General features: G+C 73.9%; 17 protein-coding genes. 9 read left to right on the top strand and 8 right to left on the bottom strand.

Annotated features, from left to right (window positions below):
* Positions 1-562: 562 nt before the first annotated feature.
* Positions 563-1,111: a hypothetical protein gene (locus tag ACFVU7_RS15695; RefSeq protein WP_388045422.1), complete on the bottom strand. Its 549-nt coding sequence runs from the start codon at positions 1,109-1,111 to the stop codon at positions 563-565.
* A gap of 367 nt (positions 1,112-1,478) precedes the next feature.
* On the opposite strand from ACFVU7_RS15695, the gene ACFVU7_RS15690 reads away from it, so the two are divergent.
* The 3 genes from ACFVU7_RS15690 (at position 1,479) to ACFVU7_RS15680 (ending at position 5,536) form a co-directional block, all read left to right on the top strand.
* A complete protein-coding gene (locus ACFVU7_RS15690) occupies positions 1,479-1,727 on the top strand; it encodes a hypothetical protein (protein ID WP_049651741.1) in 249 nt (82 codons plus the stop codon).
* Between the two features lie 350 nt (positions 1,728-2,077).
* Positions 2,078-3,604, top strand: a complete 1,527-nt coding sequence (locus ACFVU7_RS15685) for an FMN-binding glutamate synthase family protein (protein ID WP_388045421.1) — start codon at positions 2,078-2,080, stop codon at positions 3,602-3,604.
* Positions 3,605-3,976: 372 nt separating this feature from the next.
* Positions 3,977-5,536: a carbohydrate binding domain-containing protein gene (locus tag ACFVU7_RS15680; RefSeq protein ID WP_388045419.1), complete on the top strand. Its 1,560-nt coding sequence runs from the start codon at positions 3,977-3,979 to the stop codon at positions 5,534-5,536.
* 163 nt (positions 5,537-5,699) lie between these two features.
* Here the strand turns inward: ACFVU7_RS15680 and ACFVU7_RS15675 are convergent, their stop codons facing one another.
* Positions 5,700-6,743 carry an NAD(P)-dependent alcohol dehydrogenase gene (locus tag ACFVU7_RS15675; protein WP_049651744.1) on the bottom strand — a complete coding sequence of 348 codons (1,044 nt, stop codon included), beginning with the start codon at positions 6,741-6,743 and terminating at the stop codon, positions 5,700-5,702.
* 293 nt (positions 6,744-7,036) lie between these two features.
* Between ACFVU7_RS15675 and ACFVU7_RS15670 the strand changes: the two genes are divergently transcribed.
* Both ACFVU7_RS15670 and ACFVU7_RS15665 read left to right on the top strand, forming a co-directional pair.
* Positions 7,037-8,362 carry a peptide ligase PGM1-related protein gene (locus tag ACFVU7_RS15670; protein ID WP_117486021.1) on the top strand — a complete coding sequence of 442 codons (1,326 nt, stop codon included), beginning with the start codon at positions 7,037-7,039 and terminating at the stop codon, positions 8,360-8,362.
* Positions 8,359-9,339, top strand: a complete 981-nt coding sequence (locus ACFVU7_RS15665) for a zinc-binding alcohol dehydrogenase family protein (protein ID WP_388045417.1) — start codon at positions 8,359-8,361, stop codon at positions 9,337-9,339. The genes ACFVU7_RS15670 and ACFVU7_RS15665 overlap by 4 nt, the downstream gene beginning before the upstream one ends.
* Positions 9,340-9,348: 9 nt before the next feature.
* Here the strand turns inward: ACFVU7_RS15665 and ACFVU7_RS15660 are convergent, their stop codons facing one another.
* Positions 9,349-10,620, bottom strand: a complete 1,272-nt coding sequence (locus tag ACFVU7_RS15660; RefSeq protein WP_380745333.1) for a sensor histidine kinase — start codon at positions 10,618-10,620, stop codon at positions 9,349-9,351.
* 279 nt (positions 10,621-10,899) lie between these two features.
* Between ACFVU7_RS15660 and ACFVU7_RS15655 the strand changes: the two genes are divergently transcribed.
* Complete coding sequence (locus tag ACFVU7_RS15655; RefSeq protein WP_388045416.1) at positions 10,900-13,140, top strand: MMPL family transporter; 2,241 nt, start codon at positions 10,900-10,902, stop codon at positions 13,138-13,140.
* A 106-nt stretch (positions 13,141-13,246) separates the two neighbouring features.
* Here ACFVU7_RS15655 and ACFVU7_RS15650 read toward each other — a convergent pair whose 3' ends face one another.
* The 3 genes from ACFVU7_RS15650 to ACFVU7_RS15640 are packed head-to-tail and all read right to left on the bottom strand — an operon-like array spanning position 13,247 to position 15,945.
* Entirely contained in the window at positions 13,247-13,777 is a 531-nt protein-coding gene (locus tag ACFVU7_RS15650; protein ID WP_049655810.1) for a MaoC family dehydratase, read from the bottom strand.
* An 18-nt stretch (positions 13,778-13,795) separates the two neighbouring features.
* Positions 13,796-15,031 (bottom strand): aminotransferase class I/II-fold pyridoxal phosphate-dependent enzyme, encoded by a 1,236-nt coding sequence (locus ACFVU7_RS15645; RefSeq protein WP_388045415.1) that lies wholly within the window; start codon positions 15,029-15,031, stop codon positions 13,796-13,798.
* Positions 15,032-15,033: 2 nt separating this feature from the next.
* Positions 15,034-15,945: a CoA ester lyase gene (locus ACFVU7_RS15640; protein WP_117486016.1), complete on the bottom strand. Its 912-nt coding sequence runs from the start codon at positions 15,943-15,945 to the stop codon at positions 15,034-15,036.
* 244 nt (positions 15,946-16,189) lie between these two features.
* Here ACFVU7_RS15640 and ACFVU7_RS15635 point away from each other — a divergent pair, with 244 nt between their 5' ends.
* Together ACFVU7_RS15635 and ACFVU7_RS15630 are read left to right on the top strand one after the other, a co-directional pair.
* On the top strand, positions 16,190-18,043 hold the full coding sequence (locus tag ACFVU7_RS15635; RefSeq protein WP_388045414.1) for an ATP-binding protein: 1,854 nt from the start codon (positions 16,190-16,192) through the stop codon (positions 18,041-18,043).
* Between the two features lie 308 nt (positions 18,044-18,351).
* Complete coding sequence (locus ACFVU7_RS15630) at positions 18,352-19,431, top strand: scyllo-inosamine-4-phosphate amidinotransferase (RefSeq protein WP_049656002.1); 1,080 nt, start codon at positions 18,352-18,354, stop codon at positions 19,429-19,431.
* An 11-nt stretch (positions 19,432-19,442) separates the two neighbouring features.
* Here the strand turns inward: ACFVU7_RS15630 and ACFVU7_RS15625 are convergent, their stop codons facing one another.
* Positions 19,443-20,285, bottom strand: a complete 843-nt coding sequence (locus ACFVU7_RS15625) for an SAM-dependent methyltransferase (RefSeq protein WP_388045413.1) — start codon at positions 20,283-20,285, stop codon at positions 19,443-19,445.
* A gap of 175 nt (positions 20,286-20,460) precedes the next feature.
* On the opposite strand from ACFVU7_RS15625, the gene ACFVU7_RS15620 reads away from it, so the two are divergent.
* A complete protein-coding gene (locus tag ACFVU7_RS15620; protein WP_388045412.1) occupies positions 20,461-21,303 on the top strand; it encodes a PIG-L family deacetylase in 843 nt (280 codons plus the stop codon).
* Between the two features lie 93 nt (positions 21,304-21,396).
* Here ACFVU7_RS15620 and ACFVU7_RS15615 read toward each other — a convergent pair whose 3' ends face one another.
* On the bottom strand, positions 21,397-22,596 hold the full coding sequence (locus ACFVU7_RS15615; RefSeq protein WP_388045411.1) for an aminotransferase class V-fold PLP-dependent enzyme: 1,200 nt from the start codon (positions 22,594-22,596) through the stop codon (positions 21,397-21,399).
* Positions 22,597-22,598 lie beyond the last annotated feature (2 nt).

Raw genomic sequence — 22,598 nt, 5'->3', positions numbered from 1 at the left:
GGGCTGGGAGGCTCGGGCGGTGGCGGAGGGCTGGGTGGCACGGCGGGGCCCGGCGGGTCGGGCGCCGGAGGGGCCCCCGTGAAGTCCGTAACGCGCTGCAAGGGGAGCGGCGTCCAGACGGTCGCCCCCGGAGCGGGGGCCCCGGGGTCGGCCGGCGCGGCGGGACAGCCTGGTGTCACTGGGGGGCCGGGCTTCATCGGGCGCGGCGGCAAGGGAGAGAGCGGTGGCGCCGGAGGTGGGGGCGGTGCCGGCGGCCAGGGGTCCGCGGCCGTCACCGGCGGTGTTCCCCTGCCGCCCGGGCTGAGCGCCGGTGGTGCGGGCGGCACCGGCGGTGCGGGTGGCCGGGGAGGGGGCGGAGGCAACGGCGACACCCCCGGAGGGCAGGACGCCGCCCCGGGGGCTTCCGGGGAGCCGGGTGCCGCCGGGCAGGCAGGCCAACGCGGCGGAGGGGGCTACCTCGTCCTCAGCTGGTGACTCCGGACGGCCCGCGCACCGGGATCGCCGGTGACGGTCGCGCCGGGCGGGACGGTGGTGTCGAGGAATCGGGGCCGGGGCGCCGTCGTCACAGGGCGGTCAGGGTGAGGGTGGTGGGGCCGCTGGCCCCGGTGATGGTGCCGCCGCCGACCGGGCACAGCTCCGGGTTGGTTCCGGTGAGGTCGGCGGCGTCCACGACCTTCACGGCGGTGTCGCCCGTGTACCGGCCCGTGCTGACGGTGCCCGTGTAGGTCGCGGCGGTGCCGGTGTCCTCCACAGAGGTCCAGTGCACGGTGCTGGTGCTCCGGTCGCTCCAGGTGACGGTCTCGTCGAAGGGGTTGAGCGTGTGGATCAGGTTGACGCAGGTCTCGCCCGGCTCGTCGGCCGTGGTCGCGCTCGTCCCGGGAAGGCCCGTCTCGCACGTCGCGTAGGAGTTCTGGGACGTGACGCTGATGTCCTGCGGCTGGTTGGTCAGCGCGGGCGTGAACTCGCTGGTGAACGTGCCTTCGCACTGCACGTCCACCACGCCCTGGGCGTGGGCCGGCATACCGGCCGGGACCAGCAGGAGTCCACAGGCCAGCGCCATGGCCCCGGCCAGGCGGCGGGGCAGCGGGAATCGGGACGGAACGGTGTTCATCGAGCCTCCAGGGGAGAGCGAATGGTCGGGGCTTGGCCGTCCGACCGGTGCGAGGGTGGTGATCGGGGCGGGTGCGCGGGGGGATCCGGTGCTCCGGTCGGCTTCCGGTGACGGGGGGCCATGAGCACCGCCGCCCCGCGCCACGCGCGTGACTGATCGTGTACTCACCGTGTGTGCCTATCGGCCGCCGCGCAAGCCCGGACGGCCGGTCGGATGCCGTTCACGAGGCGGGTTCGGGTCAGGCGGGTGGGCTGTTTTCTGCCACATTGGTCTCTACCATTGCCCCGAATCCGGGATTCCGGAAGGCTCGCCGCCGAGCGCCGGGAAGCGGACTCCGGCGTTCTCGCCCGAGGGAGGATCCACCGAGATGGCATTGCGCACAGCGGTTTCCACCATGGCCCTGGCCGGACTGCTGACGGTTGCGGGTGGCCTGGCGGCCGCTCCCGCCGCCCAGGCGTCCACGACGAGGACGACCGGATACACCTACATCGGCATGTACCCGAGCGGCGCCGCGTGCGACGCCGCCGGCCGGGCCTATGTGGCCCGGGGGGAGGCGGTCAGCTACTTCTGCGACGTGGCCCCGACCACGGCCCGGCTCTCGGTCTGGTTCTACTGAGACCGCCTGCCGGGTGCCGCGCGGGGTCCGGGGTGACGTCCGCCGCGGCGGGTGTCCGGCGGTGTGACTCCGGCTGAACCGGCAGGTCCGGGTGAGCAGTCGGGGGCGTTCGCGGCGGAGTTCTTCGCTCCGCCGCGGCGCTCGGCCTCCGGCGGTGGGCCCGCCGCCGGAGCGGCAGCCGTACCCCCTGGCCGTTTGCCCGATCGGGTGGCCTTTTACCATCGTGTCGGATTCTCCGACGGACGGTGCCGCCCGCTCGGCCGCTGCGGCCGGGGGCTCGCCGTCCGACACCCACACGGCACCACGACTCCACCGCAGACGCTGGAGTCGTGCATCTAGGAGGAACGTTCATGCAAGCCCGGAAGATCGGCGCGGTCGCCGCGACAGCGGTGGCAGTCCTGGCGGCCCGCGACCTCGTCCAGAAGAGGCACGCGCTCCTCCGGAACTTCCCGGTCGTCGGCCACGCCCGGTACCTCCTGGAGACGATCGGGCCGGAGCTGCGGCAGTACATCGTGACCTCCAACGAGGAGGAGCGCCCCTTCAGCCGTGACCAGCGCACCTGGATCTACGCGTCGGCGAAGGAGGAGAACAACTACTTCGGCTTCGGCACCGAGGTCGACGTCGAGCACGTCCAGGGGCACGCCTACCTGAAGCAGCGCACCTTCGCCGGTGCTCTCCCCGACGCCCACGACCCGCAGGCACCGCTGCCCTCGGCCAAGGTGCTGGGCGGGCCGCGCGGCCGCGCCAAGGCCTTCCGGCCGGCCAGCGTGGTGAACATCTCTGCGATGAGCTTCGGCTCGCTCTCCGGCGCGGCCGTCACGGCGCTCAACAAGGGGGCGGCGCTGGCGGGCACGATGCACAACACCGGCGAGGGCGGCCTCTCGCCGTACCACCGCAACGGCGGTGACCTCGTCCTCCAGCTCGGGACGGCGTACTTCGGCTGCCGCGACGAGAACGGCGCCTTCAACCTCGACAAGCTCAAGGAGGTCGTCGCCGGGGCCCCGGTCAAGGCGATAGAGATCAAGCTCTCCCAGGGCGCCAAGCCGGGACTGGGCGGCATGCTGCCGGGCGCGAAGGTGACCCCGGAGATCGCCGGGATCCGCGGCATCCCGGTCGGCCAGGACTGCGCCTCCCCGTCGCGGCACACCGCGTTCGGCGACGTCGACTCGATGCTGGACTTCGTCGAGCTGATCGCCACCGAGACCGGCCTGCCGGTCGGGGTCAAGAGCGCGGTGGGGGAGGCGGGCTTCTGGCAGGAGCTCGCCACGCTGATGGCCCGCGGCGACCGCGGGGTCGACTTCGTGACGGTCGACGGCGGCGAGGGCGGCACCGGCGCGGCGCCGCGGATGTTCGCCGACTCGGTGTCGCTGCCGTTCCGGATGGGCTTCTCCCGGGTCTACGGCACCTTCGCCGAGCTGGGGCTGACCGACGACCTGACCTTCATCGGCTCCGGCAAGCTCGGCCTGCCCGAGAATGCCGCGGTCGCCTTCGCCCTGGGCGCCGACATGATCAACGTGGCCCGGGAGGCGATGCTGTCGATCGGCTGCATCCAGGCGCAGAAGTGCCACACCGACAAGTGCCCCACCGGCATCGCGACCCAGAACGCGTGGCTCGCCCGCGGCCTGGACCCGACGTCGAAGGCCGACCGGGCCGCCGCCTACCTGCGCACCCTGCGCAAGGAGCTGCTGAAGGTCTCGTCGGCCGTCGGCGTCGCCCACCCGGCGCTCATCACCGCCGACGACATCGAGATCCTGAACGGCGACTACGAGGCCCGCACCCTGGCCGGCGTGTACGGCTACAAGGAGGGCTGGGGCGAGCTCGGCCCGGAGCTGGCCGAGGAGATCACGGCGCTGATGACCGCCGGGCCGGCCGTCTGATCCACCCTGCCGACCCCCGTCGGCCGGCGTCAGGTCCACCGCGACCCGGAGCGCCGACCGTACGGGGGTTCGGCGCTCCCCGGGGGATTGGTCCAGACCTTAAATGGTCCAGACCTATTGACGGGCCCCGCTGCCCCTCCTACGATCCGGACCGGCACAGCCCCACATGTCCCCCACCTCACCCAAGCCGGGCGTCGCGCCCCCACGCGTCGGTCATGTCCATGGCGCTCGGCGGGAAGGGAGCACCACATGTTCCGTCGAAGGCCGAGTCGTCCACGCCCGCAGCAGGCGCCCGTGGAACGCGCGTCGCAGGCCCCCCGCACCGGCCGCGCCCGGCACGGGTCGAGCGTCCTGACGCGTTCCCTCGCCGGGGTGAGCGCCGCCGCCGTGATCGGCGCCGGCATCGCCGTGGCGGGCACCGTCACGGCCGGCGCCGCCACCCCCAACCTGGTGGCCAACCCCGGGTTCGAGGACGGGCTCTCCGGCTGGACCTGTTCCGGCGGCTCCGGCGCGGCCGTCGGCAGCCCGGTCCACTCCGGTGCCTCCGCGCTCCAGGCCACGCCGACCGGCCAGGACACCGCCCAGTGCACCCAGACCGTCAGCGTGCAGCCCAACTCCCAGTACACGCTGAGCGCCTACGTCCAGGGCAGCTACGTCTACCTGGGCGCCACCGGCACCGGCGTCACCAACGCCTCCACCTGGACGGCGAGCAGCCCCTCGTACAGCCAGCTCAGCGTCGGCTTCACCACCGGGGCGAACACCACCTCGGTGACCGTCTTCCTGCACGGCTGGTACGGGCAGCCCGCGTTCTACGCGGACGACGTGGTGCTCACCGGCCCCGGCGGCAGCAGCCCCAGCCCCACCCCGACCACCGCGCCGCCGACCAGCACGCCGCCGACGACGACACCGCCCACCAGCACCCCGCCCACCACCACGCCTCCGACGACGACGCCGCCCACCACGACGCCGCCGAGCGACACCTGCCCCACGAAGCCCAAGCCGTCGGGCAAGGTCCTCCAGGGGTACTGGGAGAACTGGGACGGCGCCCTGAACGGCGTCCACCCCGGCATGGGCTGGGTCCCCATCACGGACAGCCGGATGGCCGCGCACGGCTACAACGTCATCAACGCCGCCTTCCCGGTGATCCTCTCGGACGGCACCGTGCTGTGGCAGGACGGCATGGACAGCAACGTCAAGGTCTCCACCCCCGCCGAGATGTGCCAGGCCAAGGCGGCCGGGGCGACGATCCTGATGTCGATCGGCGGCGCCGCCGCGGGCATCGACCTGAGCTCCAGCACGGTGGCCGACAAGTTCGTGGCGACCGTCGTCCCGATCCTCAAGAAGTACAACTTCGACGGCATCGACATCGACATCGAGACCGGCCTGTCCGGCAGCGGCAACATCAACACGCTGTCCGCCTCCCAGGCCAACCTGATCCGCATCATCGACGGCGTGCTGGCCCAGATGCCCGCGGGCTTCGGCCTGACGATGGCCCCCGAGACCGCGTACGTCACCGGCGGCAGCGTCAACTACGGGTCGATCTGGGGCGCCTACCTGCCGATCGTCAAGAAGTACGCCGACAACGGGCAGCTGTGGTGGCTGAACATGCAGTACTACAACGGCAGCATGTACGGCTGCTCCGGCGACTCCTACCAGGCCGGCACCGTGCAGGGCTTCACCGCGCAGACCACCTGCCTGAACAACGGCCTGACCATCCAGGGCACCACCATCAGGGTGCCGTACGACAAGCAGGTGCCCGGCCTGCCGGCCCAGCCCGGCGCGGGCGGCGGCTACATGGACCCGGGGTCGGTCGGCCAGGCGTGGAACGCCTTCAGCGGTTCGCTGAAGGGTCTGATGACGTGGTCGATCAACTGGGACGGCTCGAAGGGCTGGAGCTTCGGCGACAACGTCAAGCGCCTCCAGGGGCGTTGATCCCCGGCTGAGCTGACGACGGCCTCCCGCGGTCCGGGCCGCGGGAGGCCGTCGTCAGCCGGTGAAGCGGTCGGCGTGCCGCCGGACGACGCGGCCGGCGGCCCCGGTGGCCAGGATCGGTCGCACGGCTCCTCCGAAGGGTCCGGACCGGCCCGGCCGGTCGTCAGATGGTGGCGGTGTCGATGACGAAGCGGTAGCGGACGTCGCTGGAGAGGACCCGCTCGTACGCCTCGTTGATCCTCTCGGCGCCGATCAGCTCGATCTCGGCCGCCACACCGTGTTCGGCGCAGAAGTCCAGCATCTCCTGGGTCTCGGCGATGCCGCCGATGCCCGAGGAGCTCATGCTGCGGCGCCGGCCGCCCAGCGCCCGGATGTCGACCTCCAGCGGCTCCTCCGGGAGGCCGACGTTGACCATCGCCCCGTCGGTGCGCAGCAGGGAGAAGTAGGCGGCGAAGTCGATCGGGGCGGAGACGGTGTTGAGGATGAGGTCGAAGGTGCCCGCGAGGCTCTGGAAGGTCGCCGGGTCGCTGGTGGCGAAGTAGTGGTCGGCGCCCAGCCGCAGGCCGTCGTCCTTCTTGCGCAGCGACTGGGACAGCACGGTGACCTCGGCGCCGAGCGCGTGGGCTATCTGCACGCCCATGTGGCCGAGCCCGCCGAGGCCCACCACGGCGACCCGCTTCCCGGGGCCCGCGTTCCAGTGCCGCAGCGGGGAGTAGGTGGTGATGCCCGCGCACAGCAGCGGCGCGGCCTTGTCCAGCGGCAGCGCCTCGGGGACGCGGACCACGTAGTTCTCGTCGACGACCACGGTCTTGGCGTAGCCGCCGTACGTGGGCCGGCCGTCCTTGCCGACGGCGTTGTACGTCCACACCGGGCCCTCGTCGCAGTACTGCTCCAGGCCGGCCCGGCAGTTGTCGCAGGTGCGGCAGGAGTCGACCATGCAGCCGACGCCGACCCGGTCGCCGACCGCGAAGCCGGTGACGCCGGGGCCGACCTCGGCGACGACGCCCGCGATCTCGTGCCCGGGCACCATGGGGAAGACCGCCCGGCCCCAGCCCTCGTGGGCCTGGTGGATGTCGGAGTGGCAGATGCCGGCGAAGGCGATGTCGATCAGCACGTCGTGCTCGCCGACCGCGCGGCGCTCGATGGTCGTACGTTCCAGCGGGGCCTTGGGGGCCGGCACGGCGTAGGCGGCGACGGTGGTGGTCATGGGAGTTCGTACCCTCTCTGCGGATGGAGCCGGGCCGGTCGGGTCGGACGGACCGGGACGGTCGAACAGCACACCCACGGTACTCCTGGGGCCGGTGCGCCCTGCTGGGGCGGTGCCCGCTCCGGGGGGCGACCGGCACGGGTCGGAGGGCCGCCGGTTGTTCGGCGTTTTGTTCAATGACCGAGGGCCGAACCAGAACAACCCCGGTGCGCTACACCGGTAGCGCACGCCACACCCGTGCCGCACGTGGGACCAGGGCCGCAACAGCGGCGAAGGCCGGAAGGGTTCACCAGATGACGACGCTCTGCATCGCGAACAACCGCACCGAGGAGATGGTCGGGGACCTCGCCGGGACGCCGCCGGCGGAGCTGCGGTTCGCCGGGTGCGGGGCGCAGCGGATGCTCTGGTGGGCCGAGGACGGGGACGTCCTGGTGCTGCCCTGGGGGCCCGACCCGGAGTACCTGGCGTACGTCACCGGGCTGACCGGCGTACGGGCCGACAGCCTGGCCTTCGTGGTGCCGCCGCCCGGCGCCCACGGCGACCAGGTGCTCACCGCCGACCGGCTGGCCGACCCGGGCTTCCGCGCCGAGCTGCGCCGCGCGCTGGACGGGCGCGCCGTCGACGAGGTGCTGGCCGTCTCGCCGAACGGCGCGGTCGCCGAGCTGGCGGACGCGCTCGGGATCGGGCACGCCATGCCCGGCCGGCCCTTCGCCGCGCAGGGCGGCAATGCCCTGGTCAACAGCAAGGCGGGGTTCCGGGCGCTGGCCGCCGGCGCCGGGGTGCCGATCCCGCCCGGGCGGGTGGCCGGCTCGCCCGCGGAGGTCGAGGCCGCGATCGAGGACCTGCTGGCGCGGGGGCACAGCGTGATGGTGAAGGTCGAGTACCAGGCGGGCGGCCTCGGCAACGAGATCCTCGCCCGGGACGAGAAGGTGGAGCCGGTCGGCGCCGAGCGGGTGGTGCCGTTGCCGGACCGGGCGGCGGTGGCCGCGTACGTGGCCGAGCGGTGGACCTGGCTGACCGGCGGACGCGGCCAGCGGGTCGTGGTGGAGCGGTACTTCGCCGACTCGGCGCCGCTGTACGCCGAGTTCGTCATCGGGGACACGGGCGCCGTGCTCTCCGGCTGCGGCGAGATGGTCATGCGGCCGGTGGTGGTCGGGGAGATCACCCCGCCGGTCACCCCGGACGCCGGAGCGCGGGACGAACTCGTCCGCGAGGCCGCCCGGCTGTGCGAGGCGCTGCGGGTGATCGGCTACCGGGGCACGGTCAGCGCGGACGCCGTGCTGACCCCCGAGGGCGAGATCTACTTCCACGAGACCAACGCGCGGCTCACCGGCTCCAGCCACCTGCACCACGCCTACGCCGGCCGCCTGCTGCGCCCCGAGCACCGCGGCTCGCGCCACCTCCTGGAGCTGGCCGGCCTCAAGGTGCCGTCCTTCGCCGAGGCGGTGGCGGCGATCGGCGCGGCCGGGCTGGCCTTCGACCGGGAGCGCGGCACCGGTGTGCTGTTCAGCTCCGACTTCGGGCCCGCCGACGGCTCGGTGATGTACTGCGCGGTCGCCGAGGGCCCGGAGGCCGCCCGCGCCCTGGAGGGCGCCCTGCTCGCGCTGTTCGCCGGATGAGTCCCGACCTGGAGGAGAACGGAATGATGCGCGCCGCGCTGATCCACCGCTACGGCGGCCCGGAGGAGCTGAGCGTCGAGACGGTGCCGGAACCGGAGGCCGGCCCGGGCCGGGTGCTGGTCGACGTCACCCTGGCCGGCCTCAACTACGCCGACCTGGAGTGCCGCACCGGCGAGTACCTCAGGTTCCCGCTGCCGGCGGTGCTCGGCGTCGACGTGGTCGGGCGGCGCCGGGAGGACGGCCGGAGGGTCGTCGCGCTGCTGCGCACCGGCGGCGGGTACGCCCACGTGGCCGCGCCCGAGGCGGCGCACACGGTGGAGGTGCCGGACGGCGTGGACGACGAGCAGGTGCTGGGGCTGCTGGAGCAGGGGGCGACGGCCTACGGCGCGCTGACCCTGGCAGGGCGGCTGCGGCCGGGCGACGCCGTCGGGGTGAGCGCGGCCGCCGGCGGGGTCGGGCACCTGGCGGTGCAGCTGGCCAGGGAGCTGGGCGCGAGCCGGGTGGTCGCCCTGTCCTCCACCCCGGAGAAGCGGGAGTACCTGCTCTCGCTGGGCGCCGACACCGTGCTCGACCCGGCCGACCCCGACCTGGCCGGGCGGCTCGCGGAGTCGGGCGGGCTGGACCTGTTCCTCGACTCGGTCGGCGGCCCGGTGCTGCGCGCCGGGCTGGCCGGACTGGCGCCCTTCGGGCGGCTGGTGTCGGTCGGGGCGCGGGGCGGGGTGGAGGACGCCTTCACGATGGGCGAGCTGACCGAGCGCTCGGCGGGCGCCCAGGGCTTCTGGCTCAAGCACGTGCTGACGGACCGGGCGCTGTTCGAGGGCGTCGCCGACCACCTGTTCCGGCTCGCCGCCGAGAAGCGGGTGGTGGCGCGGATCGACCGGACCGTCCCGCTGTCCGGGGTGGCCGGGGCGCACCGGGCGATGGCCGCGCGGGAGACCATCGGCAAGGTGCTGGTGGACGTCCACCGCGAGGAGTGAGGGCCGGGATCAGCGGAGCGCCTCCTCCGCCTCGCCCGGGGCCAGCGGCAGGCTGGCGGCCACCCGGTAGCCGCCGGTGGCGAGCCCGCCGGTCTCCAGGGTGCCGCCGTGCAGGGTGACGCGTTCGCGCATGCCGATCAGGCCGTGCCCGGTTCGGGCCGCCGCCCCGGCGGTGGCTCCGCCCGCGGCCCCGGCCGGGCCCGTCCCGGTGCCCGCGCCGTCGTCGCGCACCTCGACGGTGACCCGGTCCGGACGGTATGTCAGCCGGACGTGGGCACTGGCCGGGCCGGCGTGCTTGCGGGTGTTGGTGAGGGACTCCTGGACGATCCGGAAGACGGTCAGGCCCACCGTCGGGGGCAGCGGTCGCGGGCGGCCGCTGACCTCGAACTCGGTCGGCAGGCCGGCCAGCCGGGACTCGTCGACGATGCGGTCGAGGTCGTCGGCGCCGGGCTGGGGCGGGCTCGGCACGGTCTCCGGATCCTCGTCGGCCCGCAGGACGTCGAGGAGCTGGCGCATCTCGCGCAGGGCCATCCGCCCGGAGGACTCGAGGGTCACCAGGGCGTCGCGGACCACCTCGGTGTCGCCCCCGAGGTTGGCCCGGGCGCCGCCGGCCATCAGCTGCATGGTGGTGATGTGGTGGGCCACGATGTCGTGCAACTCCCGTGCGATGCGGCGTCGTTCCTCGGCCACCGCGCGGTCGGCGAGCAGCCTGCGATGGGCCGCTACCTGCTGCTGCCAGCGGTTGACCACGACGGCCGTGCCGACCACGACCGCGACCGCGAGAACGGCGGAGAGGACGTTCGCCCCCGTGGGGAGCCGCCCGTGGCTCTGGTTCAGCAGCGTCACCACCGCCGTCGCGCCGGACATCAGCGCCGTCACCGGGGCGGTGCGGACCCTGGCCACCGAGTACAGGGCCACCGAGAGGGCGAAGCCGAAGTGGGTCGACGGCGGTGCGGAGAGGTTCTCCGCCGCGCCCAGGGCCAGTACGGCCGCGAGCGCCGACACCGGGTGGCTGCGCCGGAAGAGCAGCGGCAGGGCCGGCAGCACGATGAGGACGACGCCGAGCGCCGTGGCACCGCCGCCTCCGGGCCCACCGTCGCCACTCACGCTGCCGAGCGAGTAGCCGACCAGGTCCAGGGCGGCCGCGGCGACGGCGACCAGCGCGTCGTCACGCGTCCACGGCACCGCGTCGCCGCCCTTCGGCCTGTCGGCGCCCGGCAGCCTGTCGGAGGCCGGCGGCCCGCCGGAGATCGGCTGCTCGGGGTGTCGGCGCCGGCGCATCTGTGCGTCTCCCTGCTCGTGGCCCGCCGGACCGGTGCGGCGCGGCCGGGCTGTGGTGATCGACCCATTCTGGCACCGGCCGACCGGCCGCGACGGGGCCCCTGAGGCGGGTCCGGGACCGGGACCACGGTCCTGGTCCCGGACGGCTGCCGGACCCTGGGGCCCCGCTTCCGTTCATCCTGTGCCCGGACGAATCCGGGGGGTGCCGCGTGATGGTCTGGAGACCGGCCGGGAACCCGGTGCCGAGTCCACCCGCAAGTCGATACGCAGGAGAACACTTTGATCCGCGCCCTGACCGGATTCTCGACGAGAAACCCATGGAAGGTCATCGCCCTCTGGACGGTGCTGGGTGTCGCGCTGACCGCCCTGAGCGGGGCGCTGATCTTCCGCGTCACGCAGACCCGGGTCGGCGACTTCCTGCCCGCGAGCTACGACTCGGCCGCCGCGCTGAAGATCGCCGAGGACAGGTTCGGCGTGAAGCCCGACGCCGACACGGTGACCGTGCTGGTCGCCCGCTCGGACGGCGGCCCGCTCAGCGCCGCGGACCACCAGCGGATCGGCACCCTGGCCGAGAAGCTGGGCCGGCAGCGGGTCACCATGCCGAAGCCCAAGGAGGAGGACGGGCCGTCCTTCCTGGCGCGGGACCACTCGCAGACCCCCGCGGTCTCCCCGGCGATGGTGGCACCGGACAAGAGCTTCGAGCTGCTCTCCGTCGGGCTGGTCGGCAACCCCGAGGAGCCGGGGATGCAGGACCTCTTCCGGGCCTTCCGGGACTCGGCGCGGGCCCAGTTCGACGACGCGGGGCTGCGCACCGGTTTCACCGGCGGCCTGGCCGGCACGGTGGACACCAAGGACGACGGGAAGACCATGGCGAAGGTCATGGGAGCCCTCACCATGGGGCTGATCGTGCTGCTCAACGTGCTGGTGTTCCGCAGCGTGCTGGCGGCCCTGCTGCCGCTGCTCGCGGTCGCCCTGATCGGTGGCGTGGCACTGGGCGCGGTGGTCGGCGCCGCGATGCTCACCGGGATCAGGATCGACCCGAGCACCCCGTCGCTGATCCAGGTGGTCCTGATCGGCATCGGGATCGACTACCTGCTGTTCCTGCTGTTCCGCTTCCGCGAGCAGCTGCGGGCGCGGCCCGGGACGCCCGTCCGGGTCGTGGCCGCGGAGGTCTCGGGGCGGGTGGGCACGGCGATCACCTCGGCGGCGCTGACCATCGTGGCCGCCTTCGCGACGCTCGGGGTGGCGAGCTTCGGGCAGTTCCGGGTGCTCGGCCCGGCCATCGCCGTCTCGGTCCTGGTCATGCTGCTGGGCAGCCTGACGCTGATGCCCGCCCTGCTGGCGGCCTGCGGACGCGGGATGTTCTGGCCCTCCCGTGCGCTCCAGAGCCGGCCGCGCGAGGGCGTGTCGGCCCGGCTGGGCGGTTTGGTGGCGCGCCGGCCGCTGGCCCTGGCGGTGGCCTCCGTCGCCGCACTGGGCGCGCTGGCCCTCGGGACGGTCGGGATCCGGATGGACTACGGCCAGGGCGCCGAAGGCCCGCGCACCGCCGCCGCCGCCACCGCGGCCGAGATCTCCCGCGCGCTGCCGGCCGGTGTGTCGGACCCGACCACCGTCTACCTCACCGCCAAGGACGGCGGCACGCTCGGCGCGGACCGGTTCGACGGCCTGTCCCGCGCGCTCGGACAGGTCGCGGGCGTGGGGCAGGTGGCGGGGACCGCCCTCGCCGACGACCGGCGGGCCGCCCGGATCGACCTCTACCTGACCGCGGACCCGCAGTCCCAGCAGGCCCGTGACGTGGTCTCGGGGCCGCTGCGGGCCGCCGTCGCCGCGCACACGCCCGCCGGGACGACGGCCCACGTCGGAGGCACCCCGGCGGTCTTCGCCGACATCTCGAAGGCCGTCGACCACGACCTGCGGCTCGTCTTCCCGGTCGCGGCCGCGCTGATCGCGCTGATCCTGCTGATGCTGCTGCGCAGCCTGCTGGCACCGGTGGTGCTGATGGTCTCCGTCGGCCTCTGCTTCGCGGCCACGCTCGGCGCCTCGGCGCTGCTCTTCCAGCACGGCCTGGACAAGCCGGGCGTCAACTTCACGCTCCCGCTGGTGCTCTTCCTGTTCGTCGTCGCGCTCGGCACCGACTACAACATCCTGATCAGCGACCGGATCCGGGAGGAGATGGAGCAGCCGGGGCCGGCCCGCGCGGCCGTGGCCCGGGCGGTGCGGCACACCGCCCCGGCCATCGCGACGGCGGGCCTGGTGCTGGCGGGCTCCTTCGCCACCCTCGCCGCCACCCCGGCGAGCCGTCAGGTCGGCTTCGCGCTGGCGCTCGGCATCCTGCTGTCCGCCTTCCTGCTGTCGGTGGTGCTGGTGCCCGCGCTGGCCGCGCTGTTCGGCCGCGGCATCTGGTGGCCGGTCCGCCCGGGGCGCGCCGCGGCCCGCCGCCACCCGCAGGACGGGGCGTACGAGCCGGAGCCGGACATGGGCTCCGCCCCGGACCCCTACCGGCTGACGCCGGGCCGCTGACGGCGCCCGCCGGCAGCTCCGCACCCGATCCGGACCGGACGTCCGGAGGCACCGGGCCCGACGGTCAGCCGCCGGGCCCGGTGCCGCGCCACGACGGGGCACGCCGTCAGTACCCGGCGACCTCGTCCAGGCCGTGGCCGCGCAGCGGGACGAGGAAGCTGCGATCGAACACCACCACGGGCTCGCCGGTGGACTTCGTCCCGGTGGTGCGGCAGCTCACGATGCCCTGCCCGTCGCGGCTCTTGGAGAGCCGCTTGGCGAGGGTCTCGGTCTCCGCGTAGAGGGTGTCGCCGGTGAACACCGGGTGGGTCATCCGGATGTTCTCCCAGCCCAGGTTGGCGATGGTGCGCCCGCTCGTCGAGCGGGCGGTCATCCCGCCGACGATGCTGAGCGTCACCAGGCTGGAGACGATCGGCTTCCCCCAGGGGGTGTGGGCGCTGTAGGCGGCGTCGATGTGCAGCGGGGCGTCGTTCATGCTCAGCATGCTCATCAGCACGTTGTCGAGCTCGGTGACGGTCCGCCCGGGGCGGTGCTCGACCACCTCGCCGACCTCGAACTCCTCGTAGTAGCGCCCGACCACCTCGCGGTAGCGGCGCTCGCCGATCCGCCGGTAGCCGGCGGGTTCGGTTCCTTCCATGGCGGTTGCTCCCGGGTCCTAGAGGTCGGCGGTGAGTTCCTTGACGTGGCCGGCGAACTCGCGGATCAGCCGCTCGTCCATGTCGGCGCGCAGCATCAGCCGCAGTCCGGCCTCGCCCTTGGGCACGATCGGGAAGAACACCGCGGAGCTGTAGAAGCCGCGCTCGAAGAGCTGGGCGGACAGCTTGACCGCCCGCTCGGCCTCCCCGACGTCGACCCGGCGCACCGGCAGGCCGTTGCCCGCGAAGGTGGTCGGCAGCAGCTCGTCGAAGAGCTCGATGTTGCGGGCCAGCGCGCCCTGGAGCTCGGCCAGTTCGGGGGAGCGGTGGATGGCGGCGCTGGCCAGCGAGGCGCCGACCATCGGCAGCGGGATGTTCTGCGACCAGCCGATCGGGCCGGCGTGCCGGTGCAGGAACTCGAACTGCTCCCGGTTGCCGAGCATCGCGACGCCGCCGCTGGTGCCGAAGGCCTTGCCGAGGCTGGCGGTGATCACCGTCAGCGGGTTCATCTCCAGCCGGGAGCGGACGTAGCCCTCGCCGCGCTCGCCCGCGATGGACAGCGAGTGGGAGTCGTCGATGTAGAGGAACAGCCCGTAGCGGTCCTGGAGTTCGAGCAGCCCGTCGAGGGCCGCGGTGCCGCCCATCGAGTAGGCGCCGTCGGCGACGTAGGCGACCCGCGGGTACTTGCGGCAGATGTCCTCCAGGTAGTTCAGGTCGTTGTGCGGGCAGGTCAGCACCAGCGACTCGTCCGCGCAGATCGGCTTCATGTACGCCATGCAGAAGTGGCAGAAGCGGTCGAAGACCATCACCCGGGGGCCGCCGCCGCCCTGGCAGGTGCCGTCCAGGTGGCCGGAGGCGATCAGCGGCAGGATGCCGGCGGTGAGCGTGGTACAGGACGCCCCCGGCAGGATGTTCGCGCCGAACAGCTCGCCGAGCTCCTCCTCCAGCCGCACCAGCAGGTTGTGCCGGATCCTGGTGGTGGAGAGGACCAGCGAGGTGCCGCGGGCCTCGGTCAGCGCGTCCACCGCGCCGGCCAGGACCGCGGGGTGGTTGTTCAGGCCGAGGTACGAGCAGGAGACCATGTTGGCGAACTCGTGGCCGGTCTCGCGGACCATCAGCCGGTTGTTGGACTCCGAGTCCACCGTGACGCCGATCAGGCCGTTGGCGGCGGCCGCCTGCCAGACCGGGTCGGCGCTCGCCAGCATGGCCTCGGCGTTGCGGTACCGGCGCGGGCCGAGGATGGATTCTTCGGTCATCGTCACTTCTCCGTCGTGTGGTTCGGGGTGTCGGTGGGCGCGTGGTGCTGCGGGTCGTGCGGTCCGCCGGGCCGGGGCGGGTCGAACTGCTCGATCAGGCGCTGCGAGGCCTCGAAGAACGGCATGCCGACCATCACGCCGTCCACCACGGTGACCGAGCGGCCGTTCTCCAGGCCCGCCGCGACCACCCGGCGGGCGCGCGCCAGCAGCTCCTCGTCGGGGCTGAACGTCGCGTTGATCAGCTCGAGTTGGCGCGGATGGACGGCGATCTTGCCGCTGAACCCGAAGTCCCGGGCGAGCCCGGCCTCCCGGCGCAGCCCGTCGAGGTCGGTGACCTCGAAGAACGGCGCGTCCATCGCCTCCACCCCCGCGGCGCGGGCGCTGTTGACCACCCGGGCGCGGGCGTGGGCCAGGGCCTCCCAGGAGAGCCGGGCGCCGACCGCGAAGGCGTAGTCGGCCGAGCCGAAGACCAGCCCGCGCAGCCGGTGCCCGGCGGCCGCGACGGCGGGCGCGTTCTCGATGCCCAGCGGGGTCTCCACGACGGCCAGGAACTCCGTCTCCGGGCAGTCCGCGCCGAGCGCGCCGGCGGCGATCTCGATGTCCCGGGGGGACTCCGTCATCGGGATCAGGACCAGGTCCGGTTTGACCCGGTACCGGGCGATGGCGATCAGGTCGCGCAGACCGTCGGGCCCGGACAGCGTGTTGATGCGCACCGCGCTGCGCGCGAGCTTGGTGGACGGGAGGGCGAAGAACTCCTCGGCGAGCCGGCGGGCCTCCTCCTTCCGGGTGGGTGGGACCGAATCCTCCAGATCGACCATGGCGATGTCGGCCCCGGACTGGTGGCTCTTGGTGTACCGCTCCACCGCCATCGCGGGTGTGGACAGGAGGGAACGGCAGTACCGCGTGAACCTCATGGATGTCTCCGAAGTCAGCGAGGGCTGCGGGTTCCGGTTCTATCCCACCGGCTTTGTTCGGCGCCGTACGGCTGGACATTGAACATCAACTCGGAACAACCGACCCGTACGCACCATTGTTTGACGCCAACGGTCCTGTGCATGATGAATCAACGGGGGGATGGACACGGGGCGCACGCGGCGCGTGTGGCGCGTGGGCACTCAAGGTTTCAGGACACCGCTTCAACGGAGAAGGGGGGCCGTCGTGCCGCGTCGGGAAAGTCCACTGGACCCCGGGGACGGGCCGCTGCTGCGCTTCGCGGGCGATCTGCGGGCCCTGCGGGAGCGCGCCGGACGTCCGCCGTACCGTCAACTCGCCCTGCGGGCGCACTGCTCGGCGGCCAGCCTGTCGGTGGCCGCGGGAGGGCGGCGGCTGCCCAGCCTCGCCGTCACCCTCGCCTACGTGCAGGCCTGCGGCGGGGACGTGCGGGAGTGGCGGCACCGCTGGCAGCTGCTCGCCGCCGAACTGGCCGCCGAACAGTGCGCCCGGCGGCGCGCCCAGGACGTCGGACGGGCCCCCTACCCGGGCGCGGCCGCGTTCGAGGCGGCCGACGCCGAGCGGTTCTTCGGCCGCGAGGCGCTGCTGGACCGGCTGGTCGCCCTGGTCGCTGAACGGCGGCTGGTGATCGTCTCCGGGCCGTCCGGGGCGGGCAAGTCCTCGCTGGTCAGAGCCGGTCTGCTGGCCCGGCTCGGCGCGCCCGCCGCCACCGGTGCCGTCACCGGCGCCACCACCGGGAGACCCGGGGCCGGGGGCGGAGCGGGCCGGCCCCCGGCCGACGGCGGTGTCCCGGTGGCGCTGCTGACCCCCGGTGAACGACCCATGGAGGCGTACGCGCTCGCGCTCGCCCGGCTCGGGCAGCGGGCCGGGGAGACGAGGCGCGGCGGGTCCGGACCGACGGCCGGGGACCCGGTCCTGGTGGTCGACCAGGCCGAGCAGCTGCGCACCCGCTGCCGGGACGCCGCCGAGCGGGCGCGCTTCCTGGACGCGCTGGTGGCGACCGCCGCGGGCGATCCTGACGGGGCGTCGGACGGGCTGCCGGTGGCGGCGCCGGCCCGGTGCCGGGTGGTGCTGGTGGTCCGCTCCGACCAGTGCGGCCCGCTGCTCGCCGAGCACCCGGGGCTGGCCGAGGCCGGCCGCCACGGGGTGCTGCCGGTGGGGCGTCCGGCGCCGGACGAGCTGCGCCGGGCGATCACCGAACCGGCGTTACGGTCCGGCTGCACCGTCGAGGGTGCCCTGCTGGCCGTCCTCATCTCGACCGCCGCGCAGCAGCCGGGCGCGCTCCCGCTGCTGTCCGCGGCCCTGCTGGAGACCTGGCGGCGGCGCAGCGGCAACGCGCTCACCCTGGCCGGGTTCCAGGCCACCGGAGGGTTCGAGGGCGCGCTGGCCCGGACGGCGGAGGCGCTCTACAACGGGCTGGACGCGCCCGACCAGGCGCGGGCGCGGGCGGTGTTCCTGCGGCTCGGCGGGGAGCTGCTCGGGGCCGGCGAGGACGCCGCCGGCGTTCCGGCGGCCCTGGGCGACGGGCTGGCGCCGGGCGGCGGGCCGCTGCCCGGCGGTGAACTGGTGCCGGGCGGCGACGAGGGCACCCGCAAGCCGGCCCGGCGGGCCGAGTTCGACGATCCCGGCGTGCCCGAGGTGATGGAGCGGCTGGTCCGGGCCCGGCTCGTGGTGGTCGACCGGGACACCGTCGAACTGTCCCACCAGGCGCTGCCGCAGGCCTGGCCCCGGCTGCGGGACTGGCTGGCGGAGGGCCGGGAGGCGCTGGGGGAGCAGTGCCGGCTCACCGCGGCCGCGCGGGGCTGGGCCGCCGCCGACCAGGACCCGGAACTGCTCTACCGGGGCGTCCGGCTGGAGGAGCTGGTGCGGCGGGTGGCGGCCGGCGAGCTGGCCGCGGCCGGGGTCGAGCGGGCGTTCCTGGCGGCCTCGTCCCGGGCGGCCGTCGCCGACCGGCGCCGGGCGCAGCGCCAGAACCTGGCGGTGGCCGGGGTCGCCGCGGCGGGCGGGGCGCTGCTGGCCCTGGCGGGCGGGAGCCGGATCCGCCGGGCCTGGCGGTGGTGAGCGCCGGTCCGGGGCGCGGGGCCTCCCACCGGTGTTGATCAGCGTCGGAGGGAGCGGGTCGAACAACGGGCGGCCGGTCGGCGGGGTGTTCCCGGTGCCGATCACGGTCCTTGCGTCGCCGTCGGTCGTCCGGGTAGCTTGACGATCGATCCCGGCCCTTCGTAGCGGCGAACTCGGCTGCCCCGCCGGTGATTTCCCGTACGTCGTGGCCGGCCGGAGCCGGTCCGGCGCATCCGTCCGCACGGTTCCAGGCCGTCGCCTCCGCCGTCGTCTCCGTGTTTCCCCCAAACCCGTGTCAAGGGAGAGTCATGTCCGATTCGGCCCGTCCGGTCCAGAGCTGGGACGAGTTCACCACACTGCGGGAGATCGTGGTCGGGACCGCCGTCGGCGCCCGGCTGCCCGAGCAGACCGAGCCGTCCTCCTGGCTGTCCTGCTTCCCGAAGACCAACGCCGCAGACCTCGCCTCGATCGAGGCCGGCCCCTACTCGCGGCAGGTCGTGGAGGAGACCGAGGAGGACCTGGACGACCTGGTGGCCACCCTGCGCGGCCTCGGCGTCACCGTCCACCGGCCCGATCCGGTCGACCACGCGGCCGAGTTCGCCTCCCCGCTCTGGAACGCCGACGGCGGCTTCCACTCCTACTGTCCGCGGGACCTGACCCTGGTCGTCGGCGAGACGCTGATCGAGGTGGCGAGCCCGATGCGGCAGCGCTACTTCGAGGCCTTCGGCCTGCGCGGACTCTTCCAGGACTACCTGCGCCGCGGCGCGCGCTGGCTGGCCGCCCCCCGGCCGCAACTGGGCGACGAACTCTTCGAGTTCGACGAGGCGGGCCTCCCGCTGCTGGGCGAGGCCGAGCCGGTCTTCGACGCCGCGAACGTGCTGCGGCTCGGCCGGGACGTGTTCTACCAGGTCTCCCGCAGCGGCAACGAACTCGGCCTGCGGTGGCTGGAGTCCACCCTCGGCCTGCTCGGCGACGGCGGCCTGCGGCTGCACCCGCTGCGTGACATCTACGGCTACACCCACATCGACAGCACCATCGCGCTGCTGCGCCCGGGCCTGGTGCTGCTCAACCCCGAGCGGATCAGCCCGGAGACCGTCCCGGAGCCGCTGAAGGGCTGGGACGTCCTGTGGTGCCCGCCGGCCGAGCCCACCGGCGACGCGCCCGAGCACGCGCTCAGCGAGAGCTGGATCAGCATGAACCTGCTGATGGTCTCCCCGGACACGGCGATCGTCGAGTCCGAGCAGGAGGGCCTGATCAAGCTGCTGGAGCACGCCGGGATCACCGTCCTGCCGCACCGGCTGCGGCACTCCCGGGTGCTCGGCGGCGGCTTCCACTGCGTCACCCTGGACACCCGGCGCGACGGCGGACTGGAGGACTACCTGTCCTGACCCGCCGCCGCTCAGGGCTTGCGGGCCAGCGCGCAGGAGATCAGCCGCTCCCACATCGACAGGTCGCCCTCGCCCGCCGGCACCCCGCCGGTGCCGGCGGGCTCCGGCCGCCACAGCGGGCAGGGCACCAGCCCCGGTTCGAGCAGGTCGAGGCCGTCGAGCAGGCCGAGGATCTCCTCGTCGGTGCGCCAGCGGCCGCGGCCGAAGCTCTCCCGCAGCTTCCGTTCCGCGCGCCGGCGCTCCTCCGTCCCGGCGGAGGTCCTGCCGGAGTTCCCGACGGAGCGGAAGTGGGAGACGTAGACCAGGCTGCCCGAGGGCACCCGGTCCACCCACCAGCGCACCAGGTCGGCGGGCCGCTCGGCGTCGTCGAGGTGGTGCAGGACGGCGCTGAAGACGACCCCCACCGGCTCGTCGAAGTCGATCAGCCGCCGCACCTCGGGATGGCGGCGGATCTCCTCCGGCTCGCGCAGGTCCGCCCGGACCAGCGTGGTGCGGGGGTCGGCGGCCAGCAGGGCACGGCCGTGGGCGAGCACGGTCGGATCGTTGTCGACGTAGACGACGCGGGCGCCGGCGTCGTGCCGCCGGGCGGCCTGGTGCACGTTGACGGCGGTGGGCAGGCCGCTGCCCAGGTCGACGAACTGGCGGACGCCGTCGCCGGCCATCGCGCCCACGGCGCGGATCAGCGCCTGCCGGTTGGCGAACGGCAAGGCCACCGAGCCGGGCAGCTCCCGGAGGAAGAAGTCGCCGACCTCGCGGTCGGCGGCGAAGTTGTCCGTGCCGCCGAGCAGGTAGTCGTAGACCCGGGCGATGCTCGGCTTCGACCGGTCGATCCCGGCGGTGCTGTCGTCGGTCATGGGAACCTGCCCGTCCCTGGGGTCCGTTGTCGCCTCGATCGTAGGAGAACCGTCGCGCCCCGGCCCGTCACCCCGTCCGCCGGGCGGCCGCCGCCGCACCGGATATTGGCAGCGGTCACCCGTCCGTGTGACGCAGACTGGGGCGAGAACTGTTCGGATCTGAGGATGGATTTCCATGGCTGACCGGCCTTTGACGCTGATGGCAGTGCACGCCCACCCCGACGACGAGGCGAGCGGGACCGGGGGTGTGCTGGCCCGGTACGCGGCGGAGGGCATCCGTACGGTGCTCGTGACGTGTACGGACGGCAGGTGCGGCGACGGTCCGGGAGGGGTCAAGCCCGGCGAGGACGGGCACGACCCGGCGGCCGTCGCCGCGATGCGCAGGAAGGAACTGGAGGCCAGCTGCGAGGTGTTGGAGGTCGGGCACCTGGAGCTGCTGGAGTACGCCGACTCCGGGATGATGGGCTGGGAGAGCAACGACGCGCCCGGCTCGTTCTGGAACACGCCGGTGGCGGACGGCGCCGCCCGGCTCGCCGAACTGATGCGGCACTACCAGCCCGACGTGGTCGTCACCTACGACGAGAACGGGTTCTACGGCCACCCCGACCACATCCAGGCCCACCGCATCACGGTGGCGGCGCTGGAACTGGTCGACCTGTCGCCGAAGGTCTACTGGACGACGGTGCCGCACTCGGCGGTGCGGCGGTTCGGGGAGGCCATGCGGGAGTCCGGCCCCGACGGGGAGCGGTCGGAGCCGGTGGAGCCGGTGGAGGCGCCTGAGCTGCCCGAGATCGGCCTGCCGGACGAGGAGATCAGCACCTGGGTGGACACCACCGCCTTCGGCGGCAAGAAGTTCGACGCCCTGGCCGCGCACGCCAGCCAGGGGGACAACATCTTCTTCCTGCGGATGGGCAGGGAGCGGTTCACCGAGCTGATGGGCGTGGAGACCTTCGTCCGGGTCAGGGACACCACCGGCGCGGCCCTCCCGGAGAACGACCTCTTCGCCGGCCTGCGCTGAGCCCGGGGCAGCGGTGTGCCGGTGGCGGGGCGGATCGGCCCCGCCGCCGGCGCGGCATGGAGCGACCGGAGCCACTCGGGGGCACCGAGGCCGCTACAGCCCGCGCAGCACGGAGAGCAGCAGGTCGACCTCCTCCGGGGAGTTGTAGACGTGCAGGCTGACCCGCACGGAGCTCTCGCTCTCGCCGGCCCGCGCCTGGCAGTGGCCGTCGGCGCGCACCATCAGGCCGTGGCTGGCGAGGACGAAGCCCAGGTCGTTGGAGCCGATGCCGCGATGCCGGAAGGTGACGATGCCCTCGCGCCGCTGGACCTCGGAGTCGGCGGCCAGGCTCCGCTGGCAGCCGAGGACCTCGTACGGGGCCAGGGTCCGCAGCCCGTCGGTGAGCCGGGCGGCCAGCGCGCTGTTCCACCGCCGGATGCGGTCCGGCCCGGCGGCGTCGAGCCAGTCCAGGGCGGCCTCCAGGCTGGCGATCCCGGCGGTGTTGGGCGTGCCGGCCCAGCCGCCGGGGGTGAAGGCCGGGCCGCGGGTGTTGCGGGCCCACACCGCGCCGGTGCCGGGCAGGGCCAGCGCCTTGTGCCCGGAGAAGACCACGAAGTCGACGTCCAGGGCGCCGACGTCCACCGGCAGGTGGCCGACGCTCTGCGCGGCGTCCAGGCAGATCGGCACCTCGGGCCCGACCGCGGCCCGGATGCGGTGGACGTTCATGTCGGCGCCGTACACGTGGTGCACGTGGGTGGCGGCGACGAACGCCGTGCGTTCGGTGACGAGCCGGGCCAGCGCCCGGTGGTCGTAGTCCTGCGAGGCGGGGTCGTACGGCAGTTCGCGTACGGTGACGCGCACGCCCCGGTCGGCCAGCAGCTGCCGGGCCTCCAGCCAGGGCAGCGCGTTGGCCTCGTGGTCGGCGAAGGGCACGATGATCTCGTCGCCGTCCCGCAGGTGGTGGGGGAGCCAGTCCCGGGCCACCGCGCGCAGGCCTTCGGTCGCGCCGCTGACGAAGTGGACGCCGGAGCGCTGCCGGGGGGCCGGGTCGCCGAGGAAGCGGGCGACCCGGGTGCGGGTGCGGTCGACCAGCGCGGTGGTGGCGTTGGCCCAGGTGTAGGTGCCGCGGCCGGCGTTGGCGTTGGCGGTGGTCAGGTAGCGCTGGACGGTGTCGAGCACCGCCCGGGGCTTCTGCGAGGTGGCCGCGCTGTCCAGGTACGCCTGGTCGGGGTGGCCGGTGACGATGGGGAACTGGTCCCGCAACGCGCGGTGCCAGTCGTGGAGTTCGCCGAGGGTTTCGTCGGGGGTGGTCATGG

Source organism: Kitasatospora sp. NPDC058046, from assembly GCF_042885595.1.
GTDB lineage: Bacteria > Actinomycetota > Actinomycetes > Streptomycetales > Streptomycetaceae > Kitasatospora.
This window is presented reverse-complemented; position numbering and strand designations above follow the sequence as displayed.